Source organism: Pseudomonas sp. P867 (genome assembly GCF_019891455.1).
In the GTDB taxonomy this organism is placed as follows: domain Bacteria; phylum Pseudomonadota; class Gammaproteobacteria; order Pseudomonadales; family Pseudomonadaceae; genus Aquipseudomonas; species Aquipseudomonas synxantha_A.
In genome coordinates this window covers 262,030-273,073 of record NZ_JAFLXB010000001.1, presented here as the reverse complement: position 1 = coordinate 273,073, position 11,044 = coordinate 262,030, and the positions used below count along the sequence as shown (strand labels likewise).

At 60.0% G+C, this 11,044-nt stretch carries 12 protein-coding genes and 1 other RNA gene; 8 read left to right on the top strand and 5 right to left on the bottom strand.

What is annotated here, in order from left to right:
- Position 1: 1 nt before the first annotated feature.
- The 3 genes from mraZ to rsmI all read right to left on the bottom strand — a co-directional run bounded on the left by mraZ (position 2) and on the right by rsmI (position 2,167).
- On the bottom strand, positions 2-457 hold the full coding sequence (mraZ, locus tag J1G33_RS01360; protein WP_003171868.1) for a division/cell wall cluster transcriptional repressor MraZ: 456 nt from the start codon (positions 455-457) through the stop codon (positions 2-4).
- Between the two features lie 355 nt (positions 458-812).
- Positions 813-1,166, bottom strand: an RNA gene (gene rnpB, locus J1G33_RS01355) — RNase P RNA component class A.
- Between the two features lie 95 nt (positions 1,167-1,261).
- Complete coding sequence (gene rsmI / locus J1G33_RS01350; RefSeq protein ID WP_164699512.1) at positions 1,262-2,167, bottom strand: 16S rRNA (cytidine(1402)-2'-O)-methyltransferase; 906 nt, start codon at positions 2,165-2,167, stop codon at positions 1,262-1,264.
- Positions 2,168-2,343: 176 nt separating this feature from the next.
- Here rsmI and J1G33_RS01345 point away from each other — a divergent pair, with 176 nt between their 5' ends.
- From J1G33_RS01345 to J1G33_RS01330, 4 genes are all read left to right on the top strand, one after another.
- Positions 2,344-4,155, top strand: a complete 1,812-nt coding sequence (locus J1G33_RS01345; protein ID WP_032877729.1) for a penicillin-binding protein activator — start codon at positions 2,344-2,346, stop codon at positions 4,153-4,155.
- Positions 4,155-4,526, top strand: coding sequence for a YraN family protein (locus tag J1G33_RS01340; protein ID WP_005784926.1), 372 nt, complete (start codon positions 4,155-4,157; stop codon positions 4,524-4,526). The genes J1G33_RS01345 and J1G33_RS01340 overlap by 1 nt, the downstream gene beginning before the upstream one ends.
- A gap of 93 nt (positions 4,527-4,619) precedes the next feature.
- Positions 4,620-5,213, top strand: a complete 594-nt coding sequence (locus tag J1G33_RS01335) for a phosphoheptose isomerase (RefSeq protein ID WP_007904374.1) — start codon at positions 4,620-4,622, stop codon at positions 5,211-5,213.
- Positions 5,210-5,791 carry a BON domain-containing protein gene (locus tag J1G33_RS01330; protein ID WP_005784922.1) on the top strand — a complete coding sequence of 194 codons (582 nt, stop codon included), beginning with the start codon at positions 5,210-5,212 and terminating at the stop codon, positions 5,789-5,791. The genes J1G33_RS01335 and J1G33_RS01330 overlap by 4 nt, the downstream gene beginning before the upstream one ends.
- A gap of 69 nt (positions 5,792-5,860) precedes the next feature.
- On the opposite strand, the gene J1G33_RS01325 is transcribed toward J1G33_RS01330, so the two are convergent.
- Positions 5,861-6,634, bottom strand: a complete 774-nt coding sequence (locus J1G33_RS01325) for an OmpA family lipoprotein (protein ID WP_032877730.1) — start codon at positions 6,632-6,634, stop codon at positions 5,861-5,863.
- A gap of 177 nt (positions 6,635-6,811) precedes the next feature.
- Positions 6,812-7,456 carry an MBL fold metallo-hydrolase gene (locus J1G33_RS01320; RefSeq protein ID WP_223017598.1) on the bottom strand — a complete coding sequence of 215 codons (645 nt, stop codon included), beginning with the start codon at positions 7,454-7,456 and terminating at the stop codon, positions 6,812-6,814.
- A 149-nt stretch (positions 7,457-7,605) separates the two neighbouring features.
- Between J1G33_RS01320 and J1G33_RS01315 the strand changes: the two genes are divergently transcribed.
- The 4 genes from J1G33_RS01315 to J1G33_RS01300 are packed head-to-tail and all read left to right on the top strand — an operon-like array spanning position 7,606 to position 11,039.
- Positions 7,606-8,196, top strand: coding sequence for a paraquat-inducible protein A (locus J1G33_RS01315; protein WP_005784917.1), 591 nt, complete (start codon positions 7,606-7,608; stop codon positions 8,194-8,196).
- A complete protein-coding gene (locus J1G33_RS01310; protein WP_223017597.1) occupies positions 8,193-8,837 on the top strand; it encodes a paraquat-inducible protein A in 645 nt (214 codons plus the stop codon). Before J1G33_RS01315 ends, J1G33_RS01310 begins: the two co-directional genes overlap by 4 nt.
- The gene (locus J1G33_RS01305) at positions 8,818-10,467 is read left to right on the top strand and encodes an MlaD family protein (RefSeq protein WP_032877736.1); all 1,650 of its coding nucleotides are present in this window, start codon (positions 8,818-8,820) and stop codon (positions 10,465-10,467) included. The genes J1G33_RS01310 and J1G33_RS01305 overlap by 20 nt, the downstream gene beginning before the upstream one ends.
- A gap of 14 nt (positions 10,468-10,481) precedes the next feature.
- The gene (locus J1G33_RS01300) at positions 10,482-11,039 is read left to right on the top strand and encodes a PqiC family protein (RefSeq protein ID WP_032877738.1); all 558 of its coding nucleotides are present in this window, start codon (positions 10,482-10,484) and stop codon (positions 11,037-11,039) included.
- The last annotated feature ends 5 nt before the right edge of the window (positions 11,040-11,044 follow it).

Sequence of the window (11,044 nt, the reverse complement as noted above, 5' to 3'; positions counted from 1 at the left end):
GTCACAGGATCAAATCACGCAGTTCATCAGGCATGGCGCCCGGTTGTTGAATAGCAGCCAGGTCAGCTGCAGACACAGCATCCCAGGCATCTTCGTCCCACAATTGGAACTTGTTCAGCTGGCCCACCAGCATTGCGCGCTTGTCGAGCTTGGCGTACTCGCGCAGACGCGGCGGCACCAGGAAACGACCGCTGCCATCGAGTTCAAGGTCAACGGCATTGCCGATCAGCAAACGCTGGAGGCGGCGGTTTTCTTCACGCAATGAAGGCAGCGCGCGCAACTTGGTTTCAATCAACTCCCACTCATCGAGGGGGTAAACACACAAACAAGGGTCAACGGCGTCAATCGTGATGATTAACTGCCCTGAACTTCGCGAAATGAGCTCGTCACGATACCGGCTCGGCATGGCGAGACGGCCTTTTGCATCGAGACTGATAGCGTTAGCTCCGCGAAACACAGATGCGTTTCTCCAAATTTTAGCGTTTTACGTTCAAAAAACCCACTTTGTGCCACTTTCCGCCACTTGCGCACACTATAGGAATGCGCCTACCACACCGTCAAGGCGCGGATTCAAGGAAAAGCCTTACAGAACGGAGATTTAGGAGGGTAAGAGGAGGAGAAACCAGAGTTTGACGATGTTTTTGACTCAACAACGGCAAATAGCTCATGGAGCTACGACTTAAAGTTAAAGTAATTTATTAAGAGTAAGATTTTTTTGGTATTACGAAGACGCATCTGCCAATGATTTGGCAGGGAGGGATTCTTGCGTTACTACCGGGTTTGCGCACGAGATTCGAACGCAAGGAAAAAAGGTGGAGAGTCGATCTGTAAGCCGGGTTCTGTCTTGAACAGTCATTCGTCTACGATGGCCATCACTGGACATCTTTAGCAACCTACCCGGTCCCAGCGCGGGCCACGCCTTGGGACCCTATTTGGTCTTGCTCCAAGTGGGGTTTACCTAGCCACGAACTGTTGCCAGTCGTGCGGTGCGCTCTTACCGCACCTTTTCACCCTTACCGGCACCGAAGCGCTTAGGCGGTTATTTTCTGTGGCACTTTCCGTAGGCTCACGCCTCCCAGGCATTACCTGGCACTTCGCCCTATGGAGCCCGGACTTTCCTCCCCCCCCTAATTTTCATAGAGGGCAGCGACTGTCCAATCGACTCTCCGCCGCGCAGGTTAACGGCACGAAGGTCTGAGGACAAGTATTAAAGTGCGGCAGTGCCATCATGTTCAGACGAAATACAGATTCGACCCCGGAACTATTCAGCCTTCTGTTTATCGAGCGCCACTTGATACAACACGTTTTTACGCACCCCGGTAATTTCTGCGGCAAGGGCAGCGGCACGCTTGAGCGGCATCTCCTTGAGCAACAAGTCGAGGATGCGCATGGCTTCGCTGCCCACGGCGTCTTCATTCTCCGGCGCACTCCAGCCCGCCACCAGCACCACACATTCGCCTCGCTGCTGATTGCTGTCGCCCTCGACAAACGCCCGCAACGCCTCCAGCGGCAGCCCTTTGAGGGTTTCGAAGGTCTTGGTCAACTCCCGCGCCAGCAATGCCAGCCGCTCGCCGCCGAACACCAGTTCCATATCCTGCAGGCATTCAAGGATGCGGTGCGGAGCTTCGTAGAAGATCAGGGTGCGCGGCTCTTCCTTCAGGGCCTGAAGGCGTGCGCGACGGCCGACTGCCTTGGCCGGCAGGAAACCTTCGAAAATAAACCGATCCGACGGCAAGCCTGCCGCAGATAATGCGGCAATCAGCGCGCACGCTCCCGGAACAGGCACTACATTGATACCAGCGGCGCGTGCCTGGCGGACCAGGTGGTATCCCGGATCGGAAATCAACGGCGTACCCGCATCGGAGATCAATGCCACGTCATCACCGGCCAGCAAGCGGGTGATGAAACGGCTGCCTTCTTCACGCTCATTGTGCTCATGGCACGCCGCCAGTGGCGTGCTGATTCCAAAATGCTGCATCAACCGTTGGGAGTGTCGCGTGTCTTCCGCCGCGATCAATTTAACCTCGCGCAACACCTTCAGCGCCCGGGCACTGATGTCGTCCAGGTTGCCAATCGGCGTCGCCACCACAAAAAGCGAGCCAGCAGTGGAATTCAATGGACCTGGAGCAGTCAAAACGCACACCTCGATGGTTGGCAAAAGCCACATTGTAGCGCGTAGACGCCTTGAAAATATGCCATCACGGTGGATGCCGTTTCAGCCAGCCTTTGCCAATCGCAACATTTACACGACCTAAATCCACGGTTTCACGCCACTAACATCGCGCCTGGGCCAGTGCTTGGGTACACTTCCACGCTAATTTGATCGGTATCAGGAACACTTACATGATCGCTTGCCTGCGGCTGCTCTCCGCCCTCTGCCTCGCTGCCTTGCTGGCCGCGTGTGCCAGCTCGCCCTCGTCCAGCCTTGGCGACCTGCCACGGACTCCGGATGCCAGTATCGAGCAACTGCTCGAACAGGCAACGAACGCCAACACGCCAGAAAAGGCCGCCATGCTGCGCCTGAGTGCGGCAGACCTGGCCTATCAGCAGAACAATGCCGGCCGCTCGTCGCAGATCCTTGCGCAGGTGCCCCTGGACGTCCTCAAACCCGCCGCGCAGATATTTGCCAGCACCCTGGCCGCCGAACTGGCGATGACTCGCAACCAGCCCAAGGCGGCATTGGCGGCGCTGAACCATCCCAGCCTGCAAAGCCTGAAGGAGCTGCCGGCAGACCAGCAGATCCGCACCGGTACCGTGCACGCCCGCGCTTACGAAGCCGACGGCCAGACCCTGGCCGCCGCTCGCGAGCGGGTTGCCATGGCGCCGCTGCTGACCGGCGATGCCGCTGCAAGCAACCACGAAGCCATCTGGGTGCTGATTGCCGCGCTGCCGGCCGAACAGTTGCAAGCCACCGGCAACCCGACACTCGATGGCTGGGTGACCCTGGCCCAGGCGGTCAAGGGCGCCGGCACCCTGGAGCAACAACAGGCCGCTATCGATACCTGGCGCGCACAGAACCCGGGCCACCCGGCAGCGGTGCAACTGCCCACGCCGCTGACCAGGCTCAAGGAACTGGCCAGCCAGCCCCTGAACAAGATCGCCGTGCTGCTCCCGCAGGAAGGCCCATTGGCTTCGGTCGGCAAGGCATTGCGAGAGGGTTTCATGGCGGCTCACTACCAGGCCGAACAGGCCGGGCAGAAGGCGCCGGTCATCGAGTTCTACGACAGCTCGCGCCTGAGCTCCCTCGATGACTTCTACGCCAAGGCCCAGGCCGCCGGCGTGCAATTGGTGGTCGGCCCGCTGGAAAAACCACTGGTGAAACAACTCAGTGCACGCCCGCAATTGCCGATCACCACCCTGGCACTCAATTACAGCGAGACCGACCAAGGCCCGGCGCAACTGTTCCAGTTCGGCCTGGCCGCTGAAGACGAAGCCCGTGAAGTGTCGCGCCGCGCCCGTGCCGATGGCCTGCATCGCGCTGCAGCCATGGTGCCGCGTGGCGAATGGGGCGAGCGTGTCTACAGAGCCTTCCGCCAGGATTGGGAAGCCAATGGCGGCACTGTGATGGGCGTCGAGTATGTCGATCAGCCAGTGGCACTGGCCCAGCAGATCGCCGACCTGTTCCAGTTGCGTAAAAGTGAAGGTCGCGCCAAGAGCCTGCAAAGCACGGTCGGCACCGACGTTGCCGCCCAGCCTTCGCGTCGCCAGGACATCGAGTTCATCTTCCTGGCGGTCACCCCGCAACTGGCCCAGCAGATCAAGCCGACCCTGAACTTCCAGTACGCCGGCGATGTGCCGGTCTACGCCACGTCCCATGTCTTCAGTGCCAGCGGCGACCGCAACCAGTATCTGGACATGACCAACGTGATGTTCTGCGAAACCCCTTGGCTGCTTGACACCACCGACCCGCTGCGCAACCAGGTCGCCGCGCAATGGCCGCAAGCCAATGGCAGCCTGGGCCGCCTGTACGCGATGGGCGTCGACGCCTACCGCCTGGCACCGCGCCTTGGCCAACTCAAGGCATTGCCGGACACCCGTGTCGACGGTCTCTCGGGCAACCTGGGCATCAGCGCCAACCAGCGCGTTGACCGCCAGATGCCATGGGCGAAGTTCGTCGGCGGCGCCATTCAGCGCCTGCCCGATACCCCACGCTGATGCCTGAGCGGTCCAGCGCACAAAGCGGCAAGGATGCCGAACTTCAAGCGCTGAAATATCTGCAACAACAGGGTCTGCGCCTTCTGGCGCAGAACTGGTTATGTAAACGCGGCGAGCTTGATCTGGTCATGCTTGACGGCGATACAGTAGTATTCGTCGAAGTCCGCTACAGAAAACACGCACAATGGGGTGGCGCGCTCGCCAGTATCGACGGGCGCAAGCGTCAGAAACTGATACTCGCCGCGCAGTTTTTTCTGCTAAAAGAGCATCGCTGGGCTGACAGCCCCTGCCGTTTCGATGTGGTCGCCATAGAAAGCACACCGTCGGGTCCTGCTGATCTGAACTGGCTCAAAGATGCCTTCGACAGCTGACGCACCCGGCACCTTCACCACACACTTTTGCTCTTTGCATTGCGGGCTGCACATTACCTGTGCCAAACAGCCGCGCTACTTAAGGTCACACAGATGGACATGCAATCCCGAATTCGCCAGCTTTTCCAGGCCAGCATCGACACCAAGCAACAGGCGATGGACGTACTTGCACCGCACATCGAGCAAGCCAGTCAGGTCATGGTCAACGCCTTGCTCAACGAAGGCAAAATGCTTTCGTGCGGCAACGGTGGTTCGGCTGGCGATGCCCAGCATTTCTCTTCAGAGCTGCTCAACCGCTTCGAGCGCGAGCGCCCGAGCCTGCCGGCCATTGCCTTGACTACCGACTCGTCGACAATCACTTCGATTGCCAACGACTACAGCTACAACGAAATCTTCTCCAAGCAGATCCGCGCCCTCGGCCAGCCGGGCGATGTGTTGCTGGCGATTTCCACCAGCGGCAACTCGGCGAATATTATTCAAGCGATCCAGGCCGCACATGATCGTGAAATGATTGTCGTAGCCTTGACCGGTCGGGATGGTGGCGGCATGGCTTCGCTGCTGCTGCCTGAGGACGTGGAGATTCGCGTCCCGGCCAATGTCACTGCACGCATTCAGGAAGTCCACCTGCTGGCGATCCACTGCCTGTGCGATCTGATCGACAGCCAACTGTTCGGGAGTGAAGAATGACCGTTAACCGCCTCAGCCTTTTGGCCATTACGCTGTGCCTCGCCATCAGCGGCTGCAGCTCGGCAATCACCGCTACACGGGACACCCCCATCCAGGACGACCGGGGCACACGTACTTTCGGCAGCACCATCGATGATTCGCTGATCGAAACCAAGGTCAAGGTCAATGTCGCCAAGGCCGCCACAGACCTGGGCAACGGCGCCTCGCGCATCGTGGTGACCAGCTTCAACGGCGTCGTCCTGCTGGCAGGGCAAACCCCGCGCGCCGACCTCAAGGCCCAGGCTGAACAAGCCGCTGCGGGCGTGCAACGAGTCAAGAAGGTCCACAACGAATTGCAGGTCATGGACCCGATCACCCTGCTGGCCATCAGCAACGATGCGCTGCTGACCACCAAGATCAAGGCGCAGATGCTCACCGACAGCGCGGTGCCGGGCTCGCGCATCAAGATCGTTACCGATAATGGCATCGTCTACATGATGGGCCTGCTGACCCAGGCCGAAGCGACCCGTGCCGCCAACCTGGTGCAGGGCGTGTCGGGCGTACAGAAGATCGTGAAGGTGTTCGAATACATCGACTGATGTAGACACACAGCCACAAAAAAGGGCGCCGTGCATTGACTGCACGGCGCCCTTTTTAGTGGCCAGTGTTTACTGGTACTGCTGGTACGGGTTGCCCTGGAACTGATTGTTTTGCTGTGGCGCCTGTTGTTGCTGACCAGGCTGGCCGTATTGCTGGCCTGGGATCGGGCCGAGGTTGACTTCGACACGACGGTTCTGGGCACGGCCATTCACATCGGCGTTGCTGGCAATCGGGTTATCCGGGCCGGCACCGCGAGCACTCAGGTTGGCAGCGCTCACACCCTGGGAAGTCAGGTAGTCGGCCACGCTCTGCGCACGGCGCTGGGACAGGTCCATGTTCAGTTGGCGACTACCGGTGCTGTCGGTGTAGCCAACGATCTGGATGGTGTTCTGGTTGAATTGCTTGAGGGAGTTGGCCAGGTTATTGAGCGGCTGGTAGAAGCTGCTGGCGATCGCGGCCGAGTTGGTGGCGAAGGTGATGTTGCCCGGCATGATCAGCTTGATCTGGTCACCCTGGCGCTGCACTTCCACACCGGTGTTGGCCATGCTTTCACGCAGTTTTTTCTCTTGCTGGTCGGCGTAGTAGCCATAGCCGGCAGCACCGGCACCCGCAACGACGGCGCCAATCAGCGCGCCCTTGCCACGGTTGTTATGGTCGATGGCCGCACCGGCCAATGCACCGGCCAGCGCGCCGAGGCCGCCGTACTTGGCGGTCTTGCTCATACCGCTTTCAGAACCATTGCCGGCCTGTCCCTGGCTGCCGTCATAAGGATTAGGTGAGGCACAGCCAGACAACAGGGCTACGGCGGTAGCGACAACAAGCAGACGACGCGGAGTAAACATGAAGGGAGCTCCTACTTTTGCATTCTGTGATGCAGAGGACATTGGCAATGGACCTGTGCCGAGTTTGGAACGCGACAAGCGGTAAAAATTCCGTGGGGCGTGCGCAAAGCATAGCTGTCTTTGGCTCGAGCCTGTGCCTGCGTGTCTGTACCGACTTGTATCAGAGCCGACAACCCATCACGCACGCACGAAAGGATTCTCTCGCATCTCATCGCCCAGCAACGTATCCGGCCCATGCCCTGTCACCACTGTCGCGCGCTCATCCAGCGTGTATAAGCGCTGCTTGATCGACCGCACGATCGTCGCCTGGTCGCCACCCCACAAATCCGTGCGCCCGACGCCGCGCCGGAACAAGGTGTCACCGGCAATCAGCAGCTTGGCATCGGCAAACCAGAAGCTCATCGAACCCGGCGTATGCCCAGGGGTGTGCAAGGCAACACCGCATCCACAGGCCAATTCTTCATCGTGTTCCAGCCAGCGATCCGGCGACGGCACTGGCACATAGGGCACGCGAAACATCTGGCATTGCATTTCCAGGTTATCCCATAGAAATTGATCATCTTTGTGCAGGTGCAGCGTGGCTCCGGTTTTTTCTTTCAATTGGCCAGAGGCCAGGAAGTGATCCAGGTGAGCATGAGTGTGGATAATGCTCACCACCTTCAGACCCAACGCATCAAGACGCGACAGGATCAATTCGTGATTGCCGCCGGGGTCGACTACGATGGCTTTTTTAGTGATCGGGTCGCCAATGATGGTGCAGTTGCACTGCAACGGGCCGACGGGGAAGGTTTCTCGAATCAGCGGTGATTTTTCGGTAGTCATGAGTGTCCTGCAAGCTCTCTGGCGCGTTCCAAGTGCAGTATGGTGGAGGTTGCCCCCACTCTGGAAGGGATCGATTCGGCGGTGTATCCACTGCTAAGCTACACAAGCGCCATCCCCCGCTGCAGTCCGTCGCATTTGGAGCAACACCCATGGCGAATCAACAGATCATCTGCGAGCACTGCGACTGCGTGTACGAAAAGGTCACGCTCGCCAAACATCAAAAAGCCCTGTGTGTGCGGTGCTCGGGTGTGCTGCAGCGCTATAACGGCCTGTCGGTGCAACAACGCCTCGCGCTGACGGTGACCGCAGCAGTGCTGTGGACCTTTGCCAACTTTTATCCGGTGATGAGCATCAGCCTGCAGGGCTTGAAAAACAGTGCGACGCTGTGGGATTCGGTGGTGGCGCTGAGCCTGGGGCCGATCACGTTCATTGCGTTGGTGGCGGCGATCTCCATCATCATCGCGCCGGTGTTTCAGCTGGTCTTGCTGATCTGGGTTTTGAGTTTTGCCTTGGCCGGCCAGCGTTCGCCGGCGTTCAAACTGTGCATGCGCTGGCTGGAAGCGCTCAGGCCCTGGAGCATGCTGGAAGTCTGCCTGCTGGGCGCCATGGTTGCCGTGTTCAAGCTGGCGGGTATGCTGGATGTAATCCCCGGTACCGGCCTGTTTGCCTTGGCCGCCCTCAGCCTGTTGCTGATCCGCATTGCCGGGCGCGATGTCCGCGACCTGTGGGACACCGTATGAGTTCACCGCCCACCGCCCGTGAGCTCAACCTGTGCCTGTGCCATACCTGCGGCCAGGCCTGCGACATGCGCCTGGAGCCCACTGAATGCGAGCGCTGCGGCGCGCCCTTGCACCGGCGCAAAACTCAATCGCTGACACGCACCTGGGCCTACATGCTCACCGCCCTCGCCTTTTACATACCGGCCAATTTGCTGCCGGTGATGAACACCACCATGCTCGGCTCCGGCGCAGACAGCACCATCATGAGCGGCGTGCTGGAGTTCTGGCAGCATGGCGCCTGGGACATTGCCCTGATCATTTTCATCGCCAGCATTGCCGTGCCGGGCATCAAGTTCTTGTCACTGGGGTTGCTGCTGATCACCGTGCAGCGCAACAGCCAGTGGGCGCGCAAGGAACGCTCAAAGCTGTTTCGGTTTATCGAGCTGATCGGCTATTGGTCGATGCTGGACGTCATCGTGGTCGCACTGGTGGCCGCGCTGGTTAAGTTTCAAGCCCTGGGCACGATCGAACCGCGCCTGGGCATTCTGTTTTTTGGCTTGGTGGTGGTATTTACCATGCTCGCGGCCATGAGTTTTGATCCCCGGCTAATCTGGGAAAACCCACATAACGAGGAGACCTCGGATGAGCGCATCCAAGGCTGACACCCCTGCGGGGCAACCCGCGATCAAGACGCGTCGCTTCAGTGTCTCGCTGGTCTGGATCGTGCCGATTGTCGCCGTGCTGGTGGGGATCTCGCTGGTGATTCACAGCGTCATGCAACAAGGGCCGACCATCGTCCTCAACTTCAAGACCGGCAGCGGGCTGGTCGCCAACAAGACCGAGGTCAAATACCGCAACGTGGTGATCGGCCAAGTGACCGCCGTGGCCTTGAGCGGTGACCAGAAAAGTGTCAACGCCACCATCGAGCTGTCCAAACAGGCCGAAAGCTTCACCCGCGAAGACTCTAAATTCTGGGTGGTGCGCCCACGTATCGGCGCAGGCGGCGTATCCGGTATCGACACGCTGCTGTCCGGCGACTACATCGGCGCGGATATCGGCCAGTCCGAAACCCGCGCCAAACATTTCACCGGCCTGGAAAACCCGCCACCCATCACCTATGGCGAGCCTGGCAAGCGTTTCACCCTGCACACGCAGACGCTGGGCTCCCTGGACATCGGCTCGCCGGTCTATTACCGCAAAATCCCGGTAGGCCAGGTGGTGGCTTATGAGTTGGACAGCGAAGGCAAGGGCGTGAACGTCGAAGTCTTCATACACGCGCCCAATGATGGGTATGTCACCGAGAACACGCGGTTCTGGAATGCCAGCGGTGTCGATCTGAGCGTCGGTGCCAATGGCTTTGCGCTGAAGACCGAATCGGTGTCGTCCATGCTGATGGGCGGGATCTCCTTCCAGGCCCCACCCTACAACCCCAACGACAAGCCGGCCGAGGAAAATCGCGGCTTTGAATTGTTCGAAGACCAGCAAAGCGCCCTCGCCCCGCCCAATGGCAAGGGGCAATACATGGTCCTGCGCTTTGATCAGGCCCTGCGTGGGCTGAAAGTCGACGCACCGGTGGAGTTCCTCGGCGTCGAGTTCGGCAAGGTGGTGTCGATCAATCTGGATTTCGATGCGAAGAAACGCAGCTTCCCGGTCAATGTCGGCATCGTGATCTACCCGCAACTGCTCGGCGCGGCCCATACCAAGCTGCTCAAGGCCATGAACAACAACCCTGACGATGAGGCGGCCGGCGTGCGCCTGATCGGCAGCTTCATTGAAAACGGCCTGCGCGCCCAGGCCCGCAGCGGTAACCTGCTGACCGGCCAGTTGTACATCGCCCTGGACTTCTACCCCAAGGCCGAGAAAGTGGCGTTCGATCCGAACCAGCGCCCCGTGGGCATTCCCACCATCCCGGGCAACCTGGAACAACTGCAGGAGAAGTTCGAAGGTATCGTCAACAAGCTCAGCCAACTGCCGGTCGAGCGGATTGCCGGCAACCTCGACGCCAGCCTGGTCGAACTGCGCAAGGGCCTGGCGCAATTCAACGCCAAGACACTGCCGGGTGTGCAGACGACACTGGCCGACGTGAGCAAGACCCTGCAATCGGCCAGCTCAACCCTGGCAGAAGACTCACCCCAGCGTGAACAACTGACCCAGACCCTGGATGAACTGGCACGCATGTCGCGCTCCTTGCGCGAGCTGTCCGATTACCTGGGCCGGCATCCGGAGTCGCTGATTCGCGGTCGTCCTGATAACGCCGCGCCGAACGACCTGCAAGGGCCACCCCGCAAATGACCATTGGAGCCGCCATGACGTCGCCGTTGAAGATCACACTGCTGACCACGATGCTGTTGCTCGCGGCCTGTCGCAGTGACCCCATCGCCTTCCACACCCTGACCCCGGCACATGCGAGCAACAGCTCACGCGCAGATGCCGGTGGTGTACGGATTGAAAGCCTCAGCGTGCCGCCCCAGGTCGACCGCGCGCAGATAGTGGTGCGCCAGGGTGACAGTGGGTTGGCGATTCTTGAAACCCAGTGGTGGGCCGCCAGCCTCGCTGACGAACTCAGGAGCGCGTTGGTGGATCAATTGGCCAATAGCGATCCACGCCACGCTGTGGCCCTGCGCCTTGAAGTGCAACGCTTTGACTCGGTCCCCGGGCAGTACGCGCTGCTCGACGTGCGCTGGCGCCTGCGCCAGATCAATGGCGACCGCCCAGCCCTGACTTGTCGCAGCACCTTGCAGTCACCCGCGGGGCCAGGCATCGACGATCTGGTGGTGGCGCATCAGAACAACCTCAAGCGGTTCGCGGCACTGATCAATCAAACCATCGGCACGTCACTCAAAGGCTGCCCTGCCGCGCCATAAACTGC

Coding starts and splice junctions, on each gene's coding strand:
- rsmI (WP_164699512.1), bottom strand. CDS start 2,167: ATGTGGCTTTTGCCAACCATCGAGGTGTGCGTTTTGACTGCTCCAGGT.
- J1G33_RS01345 (WP_032877729.1), top strand. CDS start 2,344: ATGATCGCTTGCCTGCGGCTGCTCTCCGCCCTCTGCCTCGCTGCCTTG.
- J1G33_RS01340 (WP_005784926.1), top strand. CDS start 4,155: ATGCCTGAGCGGTCCAGCGCACAAAGCGGCAAGGATGCCGAACTTCAA.
- J1G33_RS01335 (WP_007904374.1), top strand. CDS start 4,620: ATGGACATGCAATCCCGAATTCGCCAGCTTTTCCAGGCCAGCATCGAC.
- J1G33_RS01330 (WP_005784922.1), top strand. CDS start 5,210: ATGACCGTTAACCGCCTCAGCCTTTTGGCCATTACGCTGTGCCTCGCC.
- J1G33_RS01325 (WP_032877730.1), bottom strand. CDS start 6,634: ATGTTTACTCCGCGTCGTCTGCTTGTTGTCGCTACCGCCGTAGCCCTG.
- J1G33_RS01320 (WP_223017598.1), bottom strand. CDS start 7,456: ATGACTACCGAAAAATCACCGCTGATTCGAGAAACCTTCCCCGTCGGC.
- J1G33_RS01315 (WP_005784917.1), top strand. CDS start 7,606: ATGGCGAATCAACAGATCATCTGCGAGCACTGCGACTGCGTGTACGAA.
- J1G33_RS01310 (WP_223017597.1), top strand. CDS start 8,193: ATGAGTTCACCGCCCACCGCCCGTGAGCTCAACCTGTGCCTGTGCCAT.
- J1G33_RS01305 (WP_032877736.1), top strand. CDS start 8,818: ATGAGCGCATCCAAGGCTGACACCCCTGCGGGGCAACCCGCGATCAAG.
- J1G33_RS01300 (WP_032877738.1), top strand. CDS start 10,482: ATGACGTCGCCGTTGAAGATCACACTGCTGACCACGATGCTGTTGCTC.